We start from the raw sequence: 21,344 nt of genomic DNA, 5'->3' as shown, positions 1-21,344 counted from the left end.
GCGTGCTTTGACCTGTGCGCCGCGCTGCGGCCTAATGGTCGCCCGTCCTTCCCGAGTTGCCGCATGTCGTCTCCTTCCTTGCCCGATGCCAGTCTCCGCGCCAGCACCCTGCATCTGCCGGCCGGTCCCTGGAGCACCGTGCTCGACTGTCTCTGCGCGCGTTTCCCGGCAATCGACCGCGACACCTGGCTGGCGCGCATGCAGCGGGGCCGGGTGCTGGACGCCGAGGGGCGTGCGCTGGGCCCGCAGGCGGCATATCGCGAAGGCCTGCGTGTGCACTACTTCCGCGAGTTGCCGGTGGAGGCACCGATTCCTTTCGAGGCGCGCATCCTGTACCGCGACGAGCATCTGCTGGTGGCGGACAAGCCGCACTTCCTGCCGGTGATGCCGGCCGGCGGCTACGTCGAGCAGACGCTCCTGGCGCGGCTGGCCCGCAGCACCGGCAATCGCGACCTGGTGCCGCTGCACCGGATCGACCGGCATACCGCCGGGCTGGTGCTGTTCTCGACCAATCCCGGCAGCCGCGGGCGCTACCAGGCGCTGTTCCGCGAGCGGCGCATCGACAAGTGCTACGAAGCGATCGCTCCGGCCTTGCCGCAACTGGACTTCCCGTTGCTGCGCAGGACCCGCCTGGTGCCCGGCGAGCCGTTCTTCCGCATGCGCGAAGGCGAGGGCGAGCCGAACAGCGAGACGCGCATCGAGGTCGTCGAGCGCAACGGCCGCTGGTGGCGCTACCGGCTGTATCCGGTGACCGGCAAGAAGCACCAGCTGCGCGTGCACCTTGCGGCACTCGGCGCGGGTATCCAGAACGATGGGTTCTATCCCGAGCTGCTGGACGCCGAGGGCAGCCCCGACGACTACCTGCGGCCGCTCAAGCTGCTGGCCAGGGGGCTGCGCTTCGACGACCCGCTGAGCGGGGAGAGGCGTACGTTCGAATCCGGGCTGCGGCTCGATTGGCAGGTGTAGGCGACAGGCTCGCCAGCGGAATGCTGGCGTACGTCGCCGACCCGGAGCGCATGGCGCGTTTCTATGAACAGGCGCTCGGCCTGGAGGGGCTGCGCGGGCGAGTAGAAGAATCGCCCGCTGGTGCGGCTGGACGCGCCCGCCGGAGCGGGCGCGGGTCGCTCAGGGACGCTTGTCCAGCTTGACCACCAGGCGCAGTTGCTCGACGCAACCGCGGCTCTGCTCGATCAGCTTGCCGAACTCGGCGCTGTTGATCTCGTCGTGGTTGAGCCAACTGGTCTTCTGCACTTCCCGATAACGATAGTGGTAGCCGCCATCCTTGGCCGGTTCGGCCTGCAGGTCGATGTCGAACCAGGGACTGCGGATCTCGCAACTGTGCGCCGGCTCGTCAGTCTTGCCGCCGGACAGGCTGATGTCGTAGGACGTGATCTGCGGTTCGCCCAGGTACAGCTCGGCCAACTGGCCTTCGCTACGGTACTTGGCGAAGGCATCCCACTGGCTGGCCAGGTCCTGGCGGTTGTAGAAATACTCTCCGCCGAGCCGGTCGAGGGCGCGGCGGTCGGTAAGCCTGGCACTGATCGTATAGCTGGGCGGCAGCACGAACTGGCTGTCGTCGCGCTCCAGCACGCAGTCGCTGCCTTCCTTGGCGAAGTTGCGGCACAGGTCCTGGTCGGTGCTGGTGCGGCCGCGCTGGCGGTCGGCGACGCTGAGCTGCATCAGCGGCGCATTGGAAAGCTCCACGCGCGACTCGACCCGGGCTTCGCCGTCATGGGTGTAATGCTCGCTGCGGGTCACGCGCAGGGTGTCGCCGGGCGCTTCCAGGGGAATCTCGTCGCGCCGCACCTTGCCGTCGGCGCCCAGCACCAGCGCCCAGCGCTGCTGGATGTCGGGCATGATGCGGCCGGGAGCGAACACCGGGTTGGTCGGGTCCAGCCACCAGGTCTTGCCGTCCACCTCGGCGCGGACGATGGCATGGTTCGGCGCGTACATGCCGGGCACCAGCAGGTCCCAGACCACGTCGCCGCGGCTGACCAGGGTCGGTTCGGCCTTGATCCCGGCGGCCTTGAGCATGGCGCCGAGGAGGATCGCCAGGTCCTTGCAGTCGCCGTAGCCATTGCGCTCGATCTCCGCGAGGGAGAAGGGCACGTAGCCGCGCTCGCTGGCGCGCCAGTCGCCCAGGTAGCGGTAGGTGTCGTTGATGTACTGCATCAGGCCGGCGACCTGCTCGCGAGCCGGCTTGCCCTTCACCGCGGTGACGGCCGCCGCGGCGCCCTTGGGCAGCTCCGCGGCGAGGATCTCGTTGTAGCGCGCGGCGAACGGGCCGAAGTTGTCCTGCAGGTCCAGCGAACTGCCCAGCTCCAGGCGCGGGGTATGGCGCAGGTAGGCGTTGCCGGCTTCGTTGATGTAGTTGGTGTATTGCGGCTTTTTCAGGCTGACCTTGAGGGTCTTCTTGTCGGCGCTCTGTTCGATGCGATAGGCGTCCATCAGCTCGCTGCGCACGAAGATCGGCCGCTCGGCCTTGAACTCGGCGACGAAGCGGTCGTCGCGCACCGGCATCGGTGGGCGGCTGAGAATGTAGTGGAACTGGGTGCTCAGCGGCTTAGCGGTGAAATGCTCGCGCAGGGTGTAGCTGATGCGGGTGCCGACGCGCAGGTTGGGGAACGCCAGGGAGGTCTGACGTTCGCGCAGGAAGCCCTGGTCCGGGTTCGGCGCGGTGCGCGTATCGATCTGCGACTGGTCCAGCGGCACCGGCTTGCCGCCGGGCTGGGTCAGCTCGGCCTTCTCCACGATCAGGCTGTCGGTCTCCGCGTAGCTGCGATCGATGCGCGAGAGCATCTCGCGGCCGCTCGGCTTGAGGATGGTGAAGCTGTAGGTGCTCACGCAATCGGTGCTGTTGTCGGCGTTGAACTGGCAGCGGAACTCGGTTTCGCCGGCCAGCGGCGCCTCGGCGATCGGTTGCAGCGCGGCGAGGGCCGGGGTGGCGGCGCAGAAGACGCTGGCGGCGAGGAAGGAAGGGGAGAAGGGATGACGGGGCATCGGTGCCTCAGGATGAAACGTTTGAGCGGAGCTCCCAGGCGTCGCCTGGCGCATGGGGACGCCGGGCGATAGCCGGGGAGATGGACCCTGAATGATATGTTTTATCAATTCCGCATGTCGACCGGCGGGTCCGGTTATGTGCGGGATGTCGCCGTTGCGATCTTTTCGCCGGCTTCATTTGCCGGGCTTTGCCGTTCTGTGGCAGGCGCACGCCTGTTCCTGGCGCTCCGGAACCGGGTCGTAGCCGCCCGGGTGCCAGGGGTGGCAGCGCAGCAGCCGGCGCGCGCCGAGGTAGCCGCCTCGCAGCGCGCCATGCACGCGGATGGCTTCCAGGGTGTAGTGCGAGCAACTGGGGTAGAAGCGGCAGCGGGGACCGATCAGCGGGCTGATTGCGTACTGGTAGAAGCGGATCAGCCCGATCAGCAGGAACTTCATGGCGAGCCCTCGGCGGGGTTGCGGCGGCGAGCGGGCATTGTAGCGCCGTTGTCGGTCCTCAAGGAGCATTCTCCGCCGCGCAATAAAGGGTCCGCCCGTCGACGAGGCTGCGAGCAGTCGCCAGGCGGCCGCGCAGGCCGGGTTCTTCCGGCGCCAGCGTGCCTTCGCGCCAATCGCCTCCGCGCAACGGAATCAGCGCCGAACGGCCGTAGCCCGGGCAGTACGCCTCGGCGTCGCCCTCCAGGTAGTCGACGCCGTCCAGGGTCAGCTCGCCGACATTCCAGCGCGCGCCGAGGTAGGCCTGGCGGAACGGCCCGTCGGCAAGGACGTAGAAGCCCCCGCGCACCTCGCTGGCCGCCGTGGCGAAGCCGATGGTGCGTCGCGGTTGCGGGATCACCAGTAGCGGTCGCCGTGGGTCGGCGAAGGCCTCCTGCAACTCGACCAGGCGCTGGCGGGTGGCGCCCATCTCGCGCCGGTAGCGCTCGCCGCGCGCCCGCGCGTCGTCGGGAAGTTCGCTCCAGGCCGGAGGCTGGTCGCGCAGCAGGTAGTCCAGCGGCCAGGTGCCGGCCGTCGCGGCTTCCTTCCAGTCCGCGTCGTCGTCGCGCAGGTCCAGCAGCACTCCGGCCAGCGCGCCGATCTCGTAGGCTTCGCTGTCGACGCCGACGCCGATCTCGTTGGCATCGTAGAAGGCCAGGGCGTACTCCCGCAGCGCCTGCCGATAGCGTTGCGGATCCTCGGCGAAATCGGTGCGGTAGCGCGCGGCGGCGGCCATCTCGATGTAGCGCGCGGTGCCTTCGCTGAGATCGACCTGCGCCGCCAGCCGGCTTTCCTCGGGAGCCGCTTCGCGCCAGCGGCGCAGCCAGCCCTGGGCGTCGCTCAGGTAGCTGTCGCGCTGCCCGGGCGTGCGCAGGGCCTGGAGCAGCGACTGGAACAGGGCATAGCGGTATTCCCGCGGGCGCGGGTCGAGCGTGGCCAGGTCGCCGCGATAGCCACCGGGCTTGCGCAGGCCCGGCCAGTCTTCCTGGGCGTAGCGATGGAAGGCTTCGTGCGGGCCGATGGCGGCCAGCGTCTCGCTATTGCCGGTATTGCTCCGCAGGTGCGCGGCGCTGATCTGCAGCAGCACCGCCGGACGGCCCCGGTAACGCGGAAAGGCATAGCTCAGGTCGAGATCCGGGTCGCTGTCGTCCGCCGCCGTGGTGCGCTGCGCGCGGCCTTCGGCATCGGCGACCCAGGTACTGCGGCCATCGCTGTAGAGGAAGGCCTTGTCGGCCATCCGCCAGCCGGGCCAGAGTCGTTCGCTGTGCTGGCCGACGGCATGGACATAGGCCAGGTAGCGGCGGGCGAACGACTCGCTGTCCGTCGCCGCGGCGGGAAGGGACAGGGCAAGCAGGAGCAGGGGCAGGGCTCGGGTCATGGCGGGTACGGTTGCGCAAGGTCGGTCGGGGCGACGAAGGTATGCCGCCGCTTCCCGATTGACCGTCGCGGCCGCTGCCGCGTTCCCCTAGGCGGTGTTGCGCGCCCGCGCCAGGTCGCGCAGCGGCGGGGCGCCGAACAGCCGGCTGTACTCGCGGCTGAACTGCGACGGGCTTTCGTAGCCGACCCGGTAGCCGGCGGCGGCCACTTCCAGGCCCTCGCTGAAGATCAGCCGGCGCGCTTCCTGCAAGCGCAGCTGCTTCTGGTACTGCAACGGGCTCATCGCGGTCACGGCCTTGAAGCGGTGGTGCAGGGTCGAGGGGCTGAGGTTGACCACCTGGGCCAGTTGCTCGATGCGCAGCGGCTTGCCGTAGTTCTGGTTGATCCAGTCGATGGCGCGGGTGATGCGGTGGGCCTGGCTGTCGGCGATGGCGATCTCGTGCAGGCGCTGGCCCTGGCCGCTGCGCAGCAGCCGGTAGAAAATCTCGCGGAGGATCAGCGGCGCCAGCATCGGGATGTCGCGCGGGCTGTCCAGCAGATGGATCAGGCGCAGCACCGCATCCAGCAGGCTGGCGTCGATACGGTCGACGTAGAGGCCACGGTCGCCGCGCCGGCTGGCCACTTCCATGGGCCCGGCGTCGGAGATCAGCTGGGTGATTTCCGCAGGGTCGATATCCAGCCGGACGCAGAGGTAGGGCGCGTCCGGCGAGGCGTCGATCACCTGGCCGGCCAGCGGCAGGGTGACCGAGACCACCAGGTAGTGCAGCGGATCGTAGATATAGCGTTCCTCGGCCAACTGCACCTCCTTGCGGCCCTGGGCGATGATGCACAGGGCAGGTTTGTGCATGCCGCGCGCCGGCAGGGTGGGGCCGTCGGCGCGAATCAGGGCGAGGGGGTCGACGGCGGTGCCGTAGACACCGTCGCTGGGACAGTGCTCGAGCAGCAACTGCGCCAGTTCGCTCTGGCGCTGGCGCAGTTCGGCGGGGAGATCGACGGAAAGAAGCGGGGTGTTTTCGCTCATGCGGGGACTCGCGGGGGAAACCTTCCCAAGACTAGCGCGCGCCGCGGCGGCAGGCACTCATCGCGATGCGCGTTGGCAGGATCAGGCAAGCATTCGCCAGGAACAGGCAAGCCGGCTCGTCGCACGGGGTGCAAGCGGATGAGAAAAAACCGGAGCGCGGCAGTTTCAGGCAAGAACCCGACAGTATCCGTCTACCGATTCCCCGCGCCATCCCCCTAATCTGGCTGGCATGGCGGAATCTCCGTCATGCCGATGGGAAACACATGCAGGGGGACACACCTATGTCAAATCAACAGGCCAGACTGTCATCGGGCGGCATGTCGCCGGAGCGCGCGCCGGGTGCCTTCCGTTCGCGGCCGGTGCGCGACGGCGCGCTGGTCCCCGAGGCGCCTTCCCGTTCGCCTTCCGGCCCCGCCGCGGGCGGCACGCTGGCGCGGCGGACCCATCCCGGCAACTGGTAATCGGAGGCAGGGCACATGCGTCACCCTTACACCCCACAGCGGCCGGCCGGCGTCTTGGCGCCGCCGGCCCTTCCACTTCTGGTGCCGCTTGCGCAGCGGCGAATCCATGTCGAGGAGGCAGAGAGCATGCCAGCGTTCAATCGGGCCAGTCACCTGGTCAGCATTCGCGCCCGCAGCGGCCAGTCGCACCGCCTCGGCCTGCGCCTGCAAGAGCTGGCGCAGGCGGGCCAGGCCGCGCCCGGTTGCCTGCGCTACGAACTGCGCCAGGCGGACGGGGACTCCGACCTGTGGTTGTTGCACAGCGAGTGGAGCGATGACGCGGCCATGCAGGCGTACCTGGCCGGCGACGCCCAGCGGGTCTTCGCCGAGGTGCTCTGGCAAGCGCTGGCGGCGACCCTGGACGTGCAGGAGCGGCCGTTCTGAAACCGGGCGGGCGGATGATGCGGCGCGGCGTCCGCCCGTCCCCCTTGTTCTGGCCTCTCAGCGACCCGGCGTGACCGGCGACTGGTCCGCTCGTTCGTCTTCGATGTCGCGATGTCGCTCGAAGGCGGTCGCCGGCGAGCCATCGGCATTGACCTGCAACACCGCGCGCGGACGGCCGTCCTCGCCAATGAATACCTGGCCGATCCCGGCGCTGTTCCACAGGCGCTCGCCGGCCTGGCTGTGCTGCGGAACGCGCGGGCGGATTTCCAGACTGCGCCGCTGGGTCAGCCAGTTCAGCGGCGACCAGGGCGCATAGAGCCAGCGATTGAGGCGGTCGAACCAGTCCAGCAGGCGTCGCGGGAATTCGTTCTTGATCCCGCTGCTGGTGATCTGCCAGAGCCGGGGCCCGCGCTCGCGATGGCGAATCCGGATGTCGTAGACGAAGGAGTAATGCACGTCGCCGGAAAGGATCAGGTAGTTACCCGGCGTACGCGAGTGGCGGAAGATGTTCATCATCACCGAGGCCGCGCCGCGATGGGCCATCCAGTTTTCCGCATCGACCAGCAGCGGCTGGCCGATCCAACTGAAGAGCTTCTGTACGCCCTCGATCAGCTTGACCCCGAACATCGGCGCCGGCGACACGATGATCGCCGCCTTTTCGCCGAGCAGGTCCTGCTGGAATTCACTCAGTGCCTCCCAGTCCATCAGCCCGGAGGGCCGGCCCAGGTTGCGCTCGCTACGCCAGCGGCGGGTGCGCGTGTCGAGGACGATCAGGGTCGGGCTGCCAGGCAACCGGTAGTGCCAGTGCTGGAAGTCGAGCAGGGCATCGAGCAGGCGGTCCTGCTCGGCGCAGGGCAGCCGGCCGTCTGCCGCGGCACCCTCCATCAGGGCCGCGACCGGCGCCAGCCATTCGCCGCAATGCTGCGGGTCGTTGCCCCAGCCCTGGCAGAGCAGGTAGGCGAGCAGGGCGTTGCCGATGATCCGCCGGGAGAACGGATGGCCGTAGGCGGTCAGCTCCCAGCGTGCTGAAAGGTTCCAGTCGTCGGTGATGTCGTGGTCGTCGAAGATCATCAGCGACGAGATATGCGCCAGCGCCCGCGCCACGCGGGGCAGGCCATCGCGGAAGGCTTCGATGTGCCGGCGCTCGCCGGCGAAGCGCTGCGCGTGCCGCGCATCCAGCCCCGGCGGCGGTTCCAGCCTGACCAGGCGCCAGGGCGCCGGCGACCAGACCAGCAGGTACATCGCCAGCACCTCGGCCAGGCCGACCAGATGGTTGTGGGCGTTGGCCGAGGTGAAGATCGGCTTCTTCACCCCGCCGAAGAAGCGCTCGCGCAGGGCTTCGTTGGACTCGAAGGCGGGCAGCAAGTCCTCGCGCCGGTAGTAGGTGGCCGGGTGCGCGTAGAGTGCCTCGCTGTCGTTCACCAGTGCGCCTTCCAGGTGTTCGCCGTACAGGCCGAGGCGGTGGATCAACCCATGGATGGCCACCAGCATCGGCCCGGCGACGTCGTCGGCGTAGACCTGGTCGCCGCTCATCATCAGCAACGCCGGGCGGCTTTCGGCCTGCAGCAGGTTTTCCTCCAGCAGCCGGTCGACCTGCAGTAGGCCATCGGCCGCTGGGTGATGCGGCTTGCGGCAGGAGCCGTGGAGCAACTGGTCGAGACGTGGCTTGAGCACCAGGCTGGCGCGCTGGCGACCGGGGTAGAGCAGATGCGGTGCCCATTCGGCGATTCCCGCAGGCTCCCGGCCGTCGGCGGCGAGGCGCAGGTCGTAGTCGACCAGGCGGGCGCAGGGCAACGGCGGGTCGAGCGCGACATCCAGCAGGTGCAGCCAGGCATGGGTGCCGATGCGGATGGCCGAGTGGGTTCCTTCCGCGAGGCGGACCCGACGCTCCGCCTCGCCTTCGCTGGCGAGGATCAGTTCGATGGTCGTCGGGCATGACGTGGCCAGCCAGAACACCAGGCGTCCGGGCTCTGCGCGGCGCAGCAGGGGACCGGCCAGGACCAGGGGCAGGGCTTCGTCAGGCGGGGTGTCGTTGGGGAGCGAGGCGGACATTGGTACGGGCGTTGTCGACGCGGCGAAACAAGCTGACGAGTATGCCGCTTTCGGCGGATCGCGGCGTTGCCATTTCGTAAGGAATGACGACAGTCGTCGCGGGATGGCGATCTTCTAATGCCAAAAAGTTAAGTACACCTTAATTAATATTCTTTTTTGCGTTCGAGCTTCTGCGGCATATTGCCTTCCGCGCAGGCCCGGCGGCCTGCCATCGCTGTTTGCGGGAGGGACACGTGCAATCCGACGTCGGCGCCGCCTCCCGCCGATCAAGGTTTCGCCTGCCACCCCGACGCCCGGTGGCGCAGGCCCGTAGCACGAGAGTGCGGAATGGGCATGGATCAGACACGCAATCGCCTCGTCGGCCTGATGTTCCAGAACGACTATTCCTGGCTGAGCGGGCGCCTGCGGCGCTACCTCGGCTGCCCCCACAGCGCCGAGGACATCGCCTCGGAAACCTTCCTCAAGGTCCTTGCCCTGCCGGATCCGGCAAGCATCCGCGAGCCGCGCGCGCTGCTCACCACCATCGCTCGCCGGCTGATGTACGACGGCTGGCGGCGCCAGGACCTGGAACGCGCCTACCTGGAAAGCCTGGCCGGGCTTCCGGAGGCCCTCGCGCCGTCCGCCGAGGAGCAGGCCCAGGTGGTGGAAACCCTGCTGCGCCTGGAGCGCATGCTCGCCGGGCTGTCGCCGAAGGCCCGCGCCGCCTTCATCCATAGCCAGATCGGCGGACTGACCTACGTGGAGATCGCCGGCTTGCTGGAGGTTTCCGTCAGCCGCATCCACCAGTACATGGTCGAGGGCTTCAAGCAGTGCTACCAGGTGCTTGCCGAATGAGCCAGGGAAGGCGAGAACGCATCCTCGACGAAGCGGCGCAGTGGATGGCGCTGCTGCAATCCGGCCATGCCGGCGCCGAGGAGCGCCTGGCGTTCCAGCAGTGGCGCCAGGCCGATGCCGAGCACGGTGCGGTGTTCGACCGGCTCAGCCTGGGCTTGCAGTCGTTTCGCGACGAGCCCCTGCACGGCTTGCGCGCCGAGCAATTGATCGGAGCCCTCGAGGCGCCGTCCGCCCGTCGCCGGTTTCTCCAGCGCAGCCTCGCCCTGGCGGCGTTCGGCGTGGCGACGCTGGCGCTGGGGCGGATCGGCATCGTCGGCTTCCCCTGGCCCGGCGACCTGTACACCGGCACCGGACAACGCCAGAGCTTCCGCCTGGAGGATGGCAGCCAACTGGTGCTGGACGCGCGCAGCCGGGTACGCCCCGAATTCGATGGCTACCGGCGTCGCCTGCGCTTACGCGAGGGCCGCCTGCTGGTTGACGTGGCACGGGATCCGGCGCGGCCTTTCGTCGTCGACACCGGGCGTGGCCAGGTCGAGGCGCAGGGAACCCGCTTCCAGGTCAGCGATGACGGCGCCAGCTCGCGAGTGGTGGTGCTCGAGTCGCGGGTGCGGATCACCACTGCCGACGGACGGCAATGCCTGTTGGAGCGCGGCCAGAGCGCCCGTTTCGACGCCTCGGCGATTCTCGCCCGAGGTCCTGCCGAAGGCGGCGAGAGCGCCTGGCTGGATGGCCGGCTGGAGGTCCGCGACCGCCCGCTGGGGGAGGTGCTGGAAGCGTTGCGCGCCTATCGCCGCGGCATCATCAGCGTCGCCGACGACGCGGCGGCGCTGCGCGTCAGTGGCATCTACCCGCTGGACGACAGCGGCGCGGCGCTGGCATTGCTGGAGCAGAGCCTACCGATCCGGCTCGACTACCACGGGCCCTACTGGGTCAGCATCGCCAGCCGCTGAGGCGCGCGCCCGGCGGCGAGCCGGGCGGCGCGACGCTTCAGAACGGCTTGGTCGGCAGGTACTTGCCGTCGAGGGTGATCACCGCCCGCGAGCCGCCTTCCGGGTCCTCGACCTTCTTGATGTCCAGCTTGAAGTTGATCGCGCTGATGATGCCGTCGCCGAACTGTTCGTGGACCAGCGCCTTCAGGGTGCTGCCGTAGACTTGCAGCATCTCGTAGAAGCGATAGATGGTCGGGTCGCTGGGAATGCCGCCGGGAATGCTGCCGCGCAGCGGGATGCTTTGCAGCAGGAGCACCGCGTCGTCGTCCAGGCCGAGTTGGGCGGCGACCTTGCGCGCCGCCGCCTCTGGCAGGGCATGCTGGCCGAGCAGGGCGGCGGTGACGAAGGTCAGGGCGAGACCGGTGCCGTCGGCCAGGTCCTGCCAGGACAGGCCCAGGCGGGCCTTGTTCAGGACCACGGTCTCGGCCAGTTGCTGGCGCGCGTTGGGGGACACTTGGCTGTGTTGCATGAGATGACTCTCCTTGCGGGTGGTTGTGAGGGAAGGGATTCAGGCGACCGCCTGCCCGGGTTCGCCGCCTACCGCGCGCACTTCGGGATGCTCGGCGAGGGAGACGAAGCGCCGGCTAGCGCCGTCGAGGGCGTCGATGCGGCCGCTTTCGATGTCGTAGACCCAGCCGTGCAGGTTCAGCCGACCCTGCTCCAGGGCGCGGGCGACGCAGGGGTGGGTGCGCAGGTTGGCCAGTTGGGCGATCACGTTGTGCCGCACCAGGGCGTCCAGCCGCGCCGCCTCGGAGGCGTGTTCGTGGGCGCTGTTCATCGCCCGTGCGGCCTCGGCGTGGTGCAACCAGCCGGCCACCGCCGGCAGCTGGTCGAGACAGGCGCAGGAAGCGATGGCGCCCATCGCGCCGCAGTCCGAGTGGCCGCAGACCACGATGTCGCCGACCCCGAGCACCGCCACCGCGTATTCCACCGAGGCGCTGACCCCGCCGGGCTGCGGCCCGTAGCCGGGGACGATGTTGCCGGCATTACGGATCACGAAGAGTTCGCCGGGCTCGCGCTGGGTCAGCAGTTCGGGGACCACCCGGCTGTCCGAGCAGGCGATGAACAGTGCCTTGGGGGCTTGCCGGGTGGCCAGGGACTTGAACAGTTGCGAGCGCGCCGGGTAGGCGTCGCGCTGGAAGCGGAGAAAGCCGTCGATGATGTCACGCATGGCGCTGGGCTCCTGGCCGTCGAATGGTGGGGCCAGGATGCGCGGATTGAGCCATAGGGTCCAAGACCGGTTTATTATTCCAGTCATTGGTCTGGTCTATAGTTGGATGTTTCCATGCTGCTTCGCCACCTGCGCTACCTGCTCGCTGTTGCCGAGCATCGCAACTTCACCCGCGCCGCCGAGGCGCTGCACGTTTCGCAGCCGACCCTGTCGCAGCAGGTGCGGCAACTGGAAGAGCAACTGCGCGTGCAATTGCTCGACCGCTCCGGCAGGAGCGTGCGTCCCACCGATGCCGGCGAGCTGTACCTGCTTCATGCGCGGCGTGCCTTGCGCGAGCTGGAAGCGGCGCAACGGGCGATCCACGAGGTGCGCGACCTCAGTCGCGGCCGCCTGCGCCTGGGCATGACGCCGACCTTCACCTGCTATCTGGTGGGCGCCCTGGTGGATCCGTTCAATCAGCGCTATCCGGGCATCGAGTTGAGCCTCGAGGAGTTGCCCCAGGACGCCCTGGAGGCGGCGCTGATCGACGATCGCCTGGACCTTGGCGTGGCCTTCAGCGAGCCGGGTTCGGTGGAGATCGACAGCCAGCCGCTCTACCTGGAGCGTCTGGGCCTGGTGCTGGGGGCGGAACACCCGGCGGCGGACGCGCCGCTGGCCGCCGCAGCGCTGGCGGAGTTGCCGTTGGCGTTGTTGCGCGACGACTTCGCCACGCGTCGGCATATCGACGCTTACCTGCGCCAGCAAGGGGTGACGGCGCGGGTTGCGCTGGAGGCGAACTCGATCAGCGCCATCGTCGACGTGGTTCGCCGCGGAAGACTGGCCAGCATCCTGCCGGAGGCGGTGGCGCGCCAGCAGGCCGGGTTGCGCTGTGTGGCGCTGCGGCCGGCGCTGCCGACCCGTCAGGTGGCGCTGTTCTGGCGCCAGGGCAGCCACCCCGGTGCCGCGCGCCTGGCCTTCCAGGCCCTGGCGCTGGAGCTCGGCGCCGAGCTGGGCGACGCCTGAGCGGGATCAGCCGCGACTCGGCTGCAACGCCGCGGGCTCCTCGCGGCGCAGGCGCAGGGCCAGGGCGGCGCCGAACAGGGCGAGCAGGGCGCTGAGCGCGGTCACCCATTCGATGCCGCGCGCCTGGCTGGCCAGCAGGCTGGCGGCATCGGCGCCGCGTACCTGGGCGTTGGCCAGCGCCACCAGCAGGGCCAGGCCGAGCGCGCCGCCGATCTGCTGGGTCATCGAGGCCATCCCCGAGGCGACGCCCTGTTCGGCGGGATCGACGCCGCTGGCGGCGCTCACCCACATGGCGGTCCAGGTCATGCCCTGGCCGACGCTGAGGATCATGATGGCCGGCAGCAGCGCCAGGAAGCCGCGCCCCAGCGGCAGGCACGCTGCCAGCAGGCCGAGCCCGAGTGCGCCCAGCAGCAGGCCGGCGACCAGCGTCGCGCGTGCCCCGTGGCGGGCCAGCAGGCGCTCGGCGACGCGGATACCGAGGGTGCAGAGCAGAGTCGCCGGGAGGAACGCCAGGCCGGTCTGCAACACGCTGTAGCCGTACACCGACTGGAAGTAGATGGCCAGGAAGTAGTACTGCACGCCGTAGCTGCTCATGAAGATCGCGGTCAGCAGCATCGCCACCTGCAGGTTGCGGTTGCCCAGCAGGCGCAGCGGCATCAGCGGGTCGCGGCTGTAGTGTTCGATGGCGAGGAACGCCAGTAGCAGCGGGACGGAAAGGTAAAGTCCGAAACGTACCGAGGGCGCATCCCAGCCCGACTCGGGGCCCTGGACCAGGGCGAAGACCAGCAGGGTGGCGCCGGCGGTGACCGTCAGCGCGCCGGCCAGGTCGAAGCGCCGACCGCGCTGGCGCCGGGCGTCGGCCGGGATCAGGCGCAGGGCGAGCAGCGCCGCGGCGCCGGCCAGCGGCACGTTGACCAGGAAGATCGAGGCCCAGCCGAACAGCTCGGTGAGCGCGCCGCCGAGCGCCGAGCCGAGGGCCAGGCCGAACGCCGAGGCGATGCTCCAGATCGCCAGGGCACGATTACGCGCCGGGCCCTCGGCGAAGTGATTGCCGATCAGCGCCAGGGTCGCCGGGAACAGCAGCGCGCCACCCAGGCCCTGCACGGCGCGGGCGAGGATCAACGGCAACTCGCTCTGGGCCAGGCCGCCCGCGAGGGAGGCGAGGGCGTACAGGCTTTGCCCGAGGACGTACATGCGGCGCCGGCCGAGCAGGTCGGTGGCGCGCCCGCCGAGCAGGAGGAAGCCGCCGAAGGCCACCGTATAGGCGCTCACCACCCATTGCAGGCGTTGCGCCGAAAAATCCAGCGCCCGGCTGATTTCCGGCAGAGCGACGAACACGATGGTGGCGTCGAGGGCGATGATCAGTTGCGCGCAGGCGAGCAGGGCGAGCATCCAGTTGGAAGGGGCGGCACGGTCCGTCACGGCGGGACTCCTGGTCTGGGTTGGGCGCGGCCAGTGTTTCTCATGCTGGAATCGTGATAAATAGCCTCTCCGTCCTTTCACTGATGAAAATAATCATCGATGAGATCGCCATGGACCTGAATGCCGTCAAGTTGCTCGCCCGCGTGGCCGAGACCCGTAGCTTCACCCAGGCCGCCGTTTCCCTCGGTCTGACCCAGTCCGGCCTGTCGCGCGCCATCGGCCGGCTGGAAGCCGAACTCGGCGTGCGTCTGCTGCACCGCACCACCCGCAGCGTTAGCCTGACCCCGGACGGCCAGCTGTTCTACGAGCGCTGCGCACCCTTGCTGGCGGAACTGGAGGAAGTCGAGAAGTTGCTGGTGGACCGCCAGTGCGCGCCGAGCGGTCCGCTGAAGATCACCACCCCGCAGGCGCTCGGGCGGATCGTGATCATGCCGGTGCTGCGCGAACTGACGCGGCGCTACCCGCAATTGCAGATCGAGGCGGCGATGACCGATCGCCTGGTCGACCTCACCGAGGAAGGCTTCGACGCCGCCGTGCGTCTCGGTCGGGTCGGCGACGTGCGCCTGATCGCCCGGCCATTGGCGGCGTTGCGCTGGGTCACGGTGGCGTCGCCGGAATACCTGCGTAGCCACGGCACGCCGGAGCGCCTGGAGCAACTCGCCGGGCACAACTGCCCGACGGTGCGCGACCTGCATACCGGCAAGCTGCTGGAATGGCAGTTCCAGCGCGACGGCCAGCCGCTGAGCCTGGCGGTGCGCGGCGACCTGGTGCTGGACGTGGCCGACGCGCTGGTCGACGCGGCGCTGGTCGGCCAGGGCATCGTCCAGGTGATGGGCTTCATGGCCGAGGAGGCGATCCGCCGGCGTCGACTGGTACGCATCCTCCAGCCGTTCGAACCGCCGCTGTGCCCGGTGTCGCTGATCTACCCGCCGTCGCGGCAGTGCTCGCTGAAGATCGGCGCGCTCTACGAGGAACTGAAGAGCGCGCACTGGTGCGGGGCGCTGACATACTGACCCGAGGGCGGCAGGGCGGATAACGCCGTGTTCGGACCGGCGGATAGCCGCAAGCGGCTATTCGCCCTACGCGGGGCAAGGCCGGTAGCGGAGCTGGGGGAAGATTGTCGGGTGGGGCGAATAACGCCGGAGGCGTTATCCGCCGCTATGCCTATTCGCCCGCGCTTATAAGCTCAGAACAAAGCGTTCCAAGCCTGCCCTGCAAATCTCCCGCGCTCATCGCTCATCCCCTGGAAACCATGTTTTCGGGGGGAACCGAACGATGCCGCACCATGCTCCATCCACACGCCTGCCTTCCAGCCTGGCCCTGGCCGCGCTGCTCGCGGCGGCCCTGGCCGCGCCGCCGGAGGCACGTGCGGAGACGCCCGCGCCCGCCGCCAAGGCGCTCACCTTCGACGTCGCCGCCGGCCCGCTGGACCAGGTGCTGCTGGGCATCTCGCGACAGAGCGGCTTGCTGATCTCCTTCGAGCAGTCGCTGGTGCGCGGCCGGCAGGCGCCGGCGGTGCGCGGTCCGCTGAGTGTCGACCAGGCCCTGGAACAGGCCCTGCGCGGTAGCGGCCTGCAGTTCCGCCGTTCCGAGCGCGGCGCGGTGATTTCCGCCGCGCCGCTGCGCGCGGCCGTACCGGCGGCGAAGGTGCAGTCGCTGGCGGCGAAAGCGGAGCAGACCCTGGAGCGGGTGGTGGTGACCGGCTCGCGGATTCCCCGCGCCCAGCAGGAAGGGCCGTCGCCGGTCACGGTGATCAGCAGCGAGGAAATCCAGAACCGTGGCTACCGCAACGTCTTCGAGGCCTTGCAGACGCAGACCCAGAACACCGGCATGACCCAGGGCGAGGACTACGGCAACACCTGGCAACCGGCGGCCAACGCCCTCAACCTGCGCGATCTCGGCCCCAACCACACGCTGGTGCTGATCAACGGCCGGCGCGTCGCCGACTACCCGACCGCCTATGGCGGTTCGGTGAACTTCACCAACCTGGCGAACATCCCGGCGGTCATGATCGACCGCATCGAGATCCTCAGCGGCGGCGCCTCGGCGATCTACGGCTCGGATGCCATCGCCGGGGTGGTCAATATCGTCCTGAAGAAGAAATTCGATGGCGTCGACGTCAACCTGCGCGCCGGCACCACCGAGCGCGGCGGCGGCGACAACCAGCGCCTGCAACTGGTCGGCGGCGGCGCGACGGGCGACTTCGAAGGCCTGTTCGGCCTGCAGGTCGAGCAGCGCCAGCCGGTCTGGGCCAACCAGCGCGGTTTCATGGACAGCTACCCGGACGGCAACAACGTCGGCTACCGGCTGAACCCGCAGAGCGGACGCTACCTCGGCGACGCCTCCTGCGCCGGCCTCGGCGGCCTGTTCGGCGGCAACGTGGCGCCGGTGCCGGGCGCCAGGGGTGGCTATCGCTGCATGACCGACCAGTACTACAACAACTACTGGACCCTACAGACCAAGAAGGAAAACTACGACGGCTACGCCGGCGGCACCTGGCACCTGAGCGACAGCGGCAAGCTGTTCGCCGACCTGCTGTTCGGCTTCGACCACCTGCAGAACAATACCCGCGGGCCGTCCTTCACCTCGCCGGACTTCATCAATGCCTCCAGCGGCGACCTGGAGCGCTGGTACCGGCTGTTCTCGCCCGAGGAGATCGGCGGCAAGAGCAGCAACAACAGCAAGTGGCGCGAGGTGTCCTGGACCGGCACCCTCGGCTACAGCGACCGCGTCGCCAATACTTCCTGGGAATACGAACTGGCCGCGACCCGCTCCGAGTACCGCAGCGACCGCACTACCCGCTACACCCCGGCGGCCGGGATCCTCGACCTGTACCTGGGCCGCAAGCTCGGCGAACGCGACGGCTACCCGGTCTACGATCCCGATCCGGCGCGCCTCGGACGTCCGCTGAGCGAGGAAGAGTGGCGCAGCCTGCGGCGCAACGTGACCCAGCACAGCGAGTCCTACTCGCAGACCTACAGCTTCACCGGCAACGGCGAGCTGTTCGACCTGCCGGCCGGCCCGGTGGCCTTCGCCGGCGTGCTGGAGGTGGGCAAGCAGGGCTACAGGATCCGTCCCGACTCGCAATACAACGACGGCTCTCTCTACAACGTCTCCAAGGCCAGCAGCTCCGGCGGCTCGCGCGACCGTTACGCCGCCGGCGGCGAATTCAGCATCCCGCTGCACGACACGCTGCTGGCGTCCGCCGCCGGCCGCTGGGACCAGTACAGGTTCAGCGGTCGCACCGAGGAGCAGACCACCTACAACCTGGGGCTGGAGTGGCGCCCGCTGACCAGCCTGCTGCTACGCGGCAGCTACGGCACCAGCTTCCGCGCGCCGGACCTGAACTACATCTACCAGGCTGACGCCAACGGCTACTACCCGGCGCAGAAGGACTACTACGGTTGCGAGAAAGGCGTCGACGGCGCCTGCAAGAACGGCCGGGTCGACTACGTGCAGAGCGGCACGCCCGACCTGAAGTCCGAGCGCGGGCGCTACTGGAGCTACGGCTTCGTCTGGTCGCCGTCGAGCAGGTTCGACTTTTCCGCCGACTACTACCACATCCAGATCGATGACCTGCTGACCACCCTCGATCCGGACAAACTGCTGCGCGACGAGGCGGCCTGCCGCAGCGGCGGGCTCGATCCGGACTCGGCGCAGTGCCGCGACACCCTGGCGCGGGTCGAACGCAACGCCGGCGACGCCAGCGTCGATCCGAATCGCCTGAACAAGGTCTACGTCAATGCCATCAACGCGGCCAAGGAGCGCACCAGCGGCATCGACCTGCGCAGCAACATCCGCTGGGGCGCCGGCGACTACGGCGCCTTCTCCTCGACCCTCGGCTACACCCTGGTGTTGTCCCACGACTACAAGCAGTCCGACGACTACCCCAGCGAGAACCAGCGCGACAGCCTCGACTCCCACGACTGGCGCAGCAAACTCAACGCCAGCCTGACCTGGGACTACGCACAGTTCACCTCGACGCTCTTCGCGGTGCGCTACGGCAGCGTTACCAACGCCGCTGGCAGCGGGCGCCTGAGCCCGTGGACGGTGTTCAACGCCAGCGCCCGCTACCGGCTCAACGAACGCGCCAGCGTCGGCCTGACGGTGAACAACCTGCTCGACCAGATCAAGGAGGACGACTCCGATGGCTGGCCGTACTATCCCACCGGCAACTACGACGCCATGGGCCGCCAATGGTGGCTGGACTTCAGCTATCACTTCGGTGGTTGAGCCATGCCCGGACGCATCCTGGTCTTCGCCTGCTGCCTGCTCGCCAGCCTGGCCCGCAGCGAGCCGCGCCATGCCATCACGCTCTACGACGAGCCGGCGAAATATCCGCCGGGTTTCCAGCACTTCGACTTCGTCGACCCGCAGGCGCCCAAGGGCGGCAGCCTGCGGCGGATGGAAAGCGGCAGCTTCGACACGCTGAACCCCTTCGCCAACCGCGGCACGCCGATCAGCATGACCCAGGCCGCGCTGATCTACGAAACCCTCGGCTTCCAGTCACTGGACGAGCCGTTCACCGAATACGGCTACCTGGCGCGCTACATCGAGAAAGCCCCGGACAACAGCTGGGTGCGTTTCCATATCGATCCGCGGGCGCGCTTCAGCGACGGCGTGGCGGTCACCGCCGAGGACGTGAAGTTTTCCTTCGATAGCCTGGTCGAGCAGGGCAGCCCGTTCTGGCGCGCCTACTACAAGGAGGTCCGCGAGCCGGTGGTGGAGGATCGCCTGCGCATCCGCTTCGATTTCCGTCATGCCGGCAACCGCGAGCTGCCGCTGGTGCTGGCCCAGCTCTACGTGCTGCCCAGGCATTGGTGGCAGGGACGCGACTTCAACCGCAGCAGCATGCAGCCGCCGCTGGGCAGCGGACCTTACCGGCTGGAGAAGGCCGAGGCGGGGCGTTCGGTGAGCTACCGGCGCAACCCCGACTGGTGGGCTCGCGACCTGCCGGTCGGGCGTGGCCTGTACAACTTCGAGCGGATCCGTTTCGACTACTACCGCGACAGCGGCGTGGCCTTGCAGGCGTTCAAGGCCGGGCAGGCCGACATCAATGTCGAGACCAGCGTCAAGGCCTGGAGCAGCGGCTACGACTCGCCGGCCCTGCGCGATGGCCGGTTGCGCCAGGAGAGCTTTCCCTACCCGTACCCGGCCAGCCTCCAGGGCCTGGTGTTCAACCTGCGCCGGCCGCTGTTCGAGGACCGCCGGGTACGCCAGGCGCTGAGCCTGTTGTTCGACTTCGAATGGACCAACCGGCAGCTCTTCGGCGGTCGCTACAAGCGCCTGCGCAGCTATTTCGACAACTCGGAGATGGCCGCTCGCGGCCTGCCCGGCGCCGACGAACTGGCCTTGCTGGAGCCGCTGCGCGGGCAGATCCCCGAGGAGGTCTTCGGCCAGGCCTACGCTCCGCCGGTGAACGACGGCAGCGGCGATATCCACGAGCGCCTGGTGCAGGCCTACCGCCTGCTCGGCGAGGCCGGCTGGCATGCCGTCGACGGGCGCCTGCTGGATACCGCCGGACGGCCGCTGCGCTTCGACCTCCTGCTCCAGGGCAAGGGCCTGGAGCGCGCGCTGCTGCCGTTCCAGCGCAACCTGGCGCGGATCGGCATCGATATGCGCCTGCGCCAGGTGGACGCTTCGCAATACATCGAGCGCATACGTGCGCGGGACTACGACATGATCGTTTCGAGCTTCTCCCAGTCCAATTCGCCGGGCAACGAGCAGTACAGCTTCTGGCATTCCTCCAGCTACGCCGATCCCGGCGGCTACAACCGCATCGGCCTGAAGGACCCGGCCATCGACCGGCTGGTCCAGGCGGTGGTCGAGGCCGACTCGCGGGCCGCCCTGGAAACCGCCGTGCGCGCCCTCGACCGGGTGCTGCAATGGGGCTACTACCTGATCCCGACCTGGTATTCCGACGAGGTCTGGATCGCCAGCTGGAATCGCTTCGGCCGACCGCCGCAGGCGCCGCGCTACAGCCTGGGGCTGAACACCTGGTGGGAAGTCCGCGAGCGGGCCGCGCCGAGCCGGGAGGCGCAGTGACATGGGCGGCTACCTGTTGCGCCGCCTGGCGCTGATCCTGCCGACCCTGCTGGGCATCCTGCTGATCAACTTCGCCATCGTCCAGGCCGCACCCGGCGGGCCGGTGGATCAGGCCATCGCGCGCCTGCAGGGCGTCGACGGCGGCGGCCCGCTGGGGCGTGGCGGGGAGGGTGGGCATGGCGCTCTGGAACCGCAGCGCCACGGCGAGACCGGCATCGATCCGCAGCTGGTGGCCGCCCTGGAGCGCCAGTACGGCTTCGACAAGCCGCCGCTGCAACGGCTCTGGCTGATGCTGTCGAGCTACGCCCGGCTGGATTTCGGCGAGAGCTTCTACCGCGACGCGCGGGTCATCGACCTGATCGCCGAGAAGCTGCCGGTCTCGCTGTCCCTGGGCTTGTGGGCGACACTGATCACCTACCTGGTGTCGATTCCCCTGGGGGTGGCCAAGGCGGTGCGCCACGGCAGCGCCTTCGACCTGTGGAGCAGCGCGCTGGTGGTGATCGGCTATGCGGTGCCCGGCTTCCTCTTCGCCATCGTCCTGATCGTGCTGTTCGCCGGCGGCAGCTACCTGGACTGGTTCCCCCTGCGCGGCCTGGCTTCCGAGGGCGCCGAGCGCCTCGGCCCGCTGGCGCGCTTCGCCGATTACCTCTGGCACCTGGCGCTGCCGGTGGGTTCGCTGGTGGTCGGCGGTTTCGCCAGCCTGACCCTGCTGACCAAGAACAGCTTCCTCGACGAGATATCCAGGCAGTACGTCGCCACCGCTCGCGCCAAAGGGCTCAGCGAGCGCCGGGTGCTCTACGGCCATGTGTTCCGCAACGCCATGTTGCTGGTGGTGGCCGGGCTGCCGGCGGCGCTGGTCTCGGTGTTCTTCACCGGGTCGCTGCTGATCGAGGTGCTGTTCTCCCTCGACGGCCTCGGCCTGATGGGCTACGAAGCGGCGCTCGGCCGCGACTACCCGGTGGTGTTCGGCAGCCTGTTCATCTTCACCCTGCTCGGGTTGCTGGTGAAGCTGGCCGGCGACCTGGCCTACAGCCTGGTCGACCCGCGCATCGACTTCGCCGCGAGGAAACAGTGAG

Annotated in this window: 17 protein-coding genes; 9 read left to right on the top strand and 8 right to left on the bottom strand. The window is 68.9% G+C overall.

The window, feature by feature from the left end; translation table 11 throughout:
• Positions 1-63 precede the first annotated feature (63 nt).
• Positions 64-966 (top strand): RluA family pseudouridine synthase, encoded by a 903-nt coding sequence (locus tag JHD77_RS19970; protein ID WP_003106501.1) that lies wholly within the window; start codon positions 64-66, stop codon positions 964-966.
• 159 nt (positions 967-1,125) lie between these two features.
• Here JHD77_RS19970 and JHD77_RS19965 read toward each other — a convergent pair whose 3' ends face one another.
• The 4 genes from JHD77_RS19965 to cmrA all read right to left on the bottom strand — a co-directional run bounded on the left by JHD77_RS19965 (position 1,126) and on the right by cmrA (position 5,869).
• Positions 1,126-3,000, bottom strand: coding sequence for a DUF3857 domain-containing transglutaminase family protein (locus JHD77_RS19965; protein WP_003106503.1), 1,875 nt, complete (start codon positions 2,998-3,000; stop codon positions 1,126-1,128).
• Between the two features lie 174 nt (positions 3,001-3,174).
• Positions 3,175-3,435, bottom strand: a complete 261-nt coding sequence (yidD, locus tag JHD77_RS19960; RefSeq protein WP_003106504.1) for a membrane protein insertion efficiency factor YidD — start codon at positions 3,433-3,435, stop codon at positions 3,175-3,177.
• Positions 3,436-3,493: 58 nt separating this feature from the next.
• The gene (locus tag JHD77_RS19955; RefSeq protein ID WP_003106505.1) at positions 3,494-4,849 is read right to left on the bottom strand and encodes a hypothetical protein; all 1,356 of its coding nucleotides are present in this window, start codon (positions 4,847-4,849) and stop codon (positions 3,494-3,496) included.
• 87 nt (positions 4,850-4,936) lie between these two features.
• Positions 4,937-5,869 (bottom strand): AraC family transcriptional regulator CmrA, encoded by a 933-nt coding sequence (gene cmrA / locus JHD77_RS19950; protein ID WP_003106506.1) that lies wholly within the window; start codon positions 5,867-5,869, stop codon positions 4,937-4,939.
• Between the two features lie 587 nt (positions 5,870-6,456).
• Between cmrA and JHD77_RS19945 the strand changes: the two genes are divergently transcribed.
• Positions 6,457-6,753: an antibiotic biosynthesis monooxygenase family protein gene (locus JHD77_RS19945; RefSeq protein WP_003118540.1), complete on the top strand. Its 297-nt coding sequence runs from the start codon at positions 6,457-6,459 to the stop codon at positions 6,751-6,753.
• A 57-nt stretch (positions 6,754-6,810) separates the two neighbouring features.
• Here JHD77_RS19945 and JHD77_RS19940 read toward each other — a convergent pair whose 3' ends face one another.
• Positions 6,811-8,805 carry an alkaline phosphatase D family protein gene (locus tag JHD77_RS19940; RefSeq protein ID WP_003107076.1) on the bottom strand — a complete coding sequence of 665 codons (1,995 nt, stop codon included), beginning with the start codon at positions 8,803-8,805 and terminating at the stop codon, positions 6,811-6,813.
• 327 nt (positions 8,806-9,132) lie between these two features.
• Here JHD77_RS19940 and JHD77_RS19935 point away from each other — a divergent pair, with 327 nt between their 5' ends.
• A complete protein-coding gene (locus JHD77_RS19935) occupies positions 9,133-9,639 on the top strand; it encodes a sigma-70 family RNA polymerase sigma factor (RefSeq protein ID WP_003088700.1) in 507 nt (168 codons plus the stop codon).
• Entirely contained in the window at positions 9,636-10,589 is a 954-nt protein-coding gene (locus JHD77_RS19930; RefSeq protein ID WP_003107078.1) for a FecR family protein, read from the top strand. The genes JHD77_RS19935 and JHD77_RS19930 overlap by 4 nt, the downstream gene beginning before the upstream one ends.
• A gap of 37 nt (positions 10,590-10,626) precedes the next feature.
• On the opposite strand, the gene cynS is transcribed toward JHD77_RS19930, so the two are convergent.
• Together cynS and cynT are read right to left on the bottom strand one after the other, a co-directional pair.
• Positions 10,627-11,097 (bottom strand): cyanase, encoded by a 471-nt coding sequence (cynS, locus tag JHD77_RS19925; RefSeq protein WP_003088707.1) that lies wholly within the window; start codon positions 11,095-11,097, stop codon positions 10,627-10,629.
• A gap of 39 nt (positions 11,098-11,136) precedes the next feature.
• Positions 11,137-11,799, bottom strand: a complete 663-nt coding sequence (gene cynT / locus JHD77_RS19920; protein WP_003107081.1) for a carbonic anhydrase CynT — start codon at positions 11,797-11,799, stop codon at positions 11,137-11,139.
• A gap of 114 nt (positions 11,800-11,913) precedes the next feature.
• On the opposite strand from cynT, the gene cynR reads away from it, so the two are divergent.
• Positions 11,914-12,801, top strand: coding sequence for a transcriptional regulator CynR (gene cynR / locus JHD77_RS19915; RefSeq protein ID WP_003114874.1), 888 nt, complete (start codon positions 11,914-11,916; stop codon positions 12,799-12,801).
• Between the two features lie 6 nt (positions 12,802-12,807).
• Here cynR and JHD77_RS19910 read toward each other — a convergent pair whose 3' ends face one another.
• Positions 12,808-14,193 (bottom strand): MFS transporter, encoded by a 1,386-nt coding sequence (locus JHD77_RS19910; protein WP_049876875.1) that lies wholly within the window; start codon positions 14,191-14,193, stop codon positions 12,808-12,810.
• A gap of 140 nt (positions 14,194-14,333) precedes the next feature.
• Between JHD77_RS19910 and JHD77_RS19905 the strand changes: the two genes are divergently transcribed.
• The 4 genes from JHD77_RS19905 to JHD77_RS19890 all read left to right on the top strand — a co-directional run bounded on the left by JHD77_RS19905 (position 14,334) and on the right by JHD77_RS19890 (position 21,343).
• A complete protein-coding gene (locus tag JHD77_RS19905) occupies positions 14,334-15,236 on the top strand; it encodes a LysR family transcriptional regulator (protein ID WP_003107805.1) in 903 nt (300 codons plus the stop codon).
• 262 nt (positions 15,237-15,498) lie between these two features.
• Positions 15,499-18,456: a TonB-dependent receptor gene (locus JHD77_RS19900; protein WP_031689007.1), complete on the top strand. Its 2,958-nt coding sequence runs from the start codon at positions 15,499-15,501 to the stop codon at positions 18,454-18,456.
• A 3-nt stretch (positions 18,457-18,459) separates the two neighbouring features.
• Complete coding sequence (locus tag JHD77_RS19895) at positions 18,460-20,268, top strand: extracellular solute-binding protein (protein WP_003118735.1); 1,809 nt, start codon at positions 18,460-18,462, stop codon at positions 20,266-20,268.
• A 1-nt stretch (position 20,269) separates the two neighbouring features.
• The gene (locus JHD77_RS19890; RefSeq protein WP_003103638.1) at positions 20,270-21,343 is read left to right on the top strand and encodes a microcin C ABC transporter permease YejB; all 1,074 of its coding nucleotides are present in this window, start codon (positions 20,270-20,272) and stop codon (positions 21,341-21,343) included.
• Position 21,344 lies beyond the last annotated feature (1 nt).

Origin of the sequence: Pseudomonas sp. P20 (assembly GCF_016463925.1) — a bacterium.
Taxonomy (GTDB): Bacteria; Pseudomonadota; Gammaproteobacteria; order Pseudomonadales; family Pseudomonadaceae; genus Pseudomonas; species Pseudomonas aeruginosa.
This window is presented reverse-complemented; position numbering and strand designations above follow the sequence as displayed.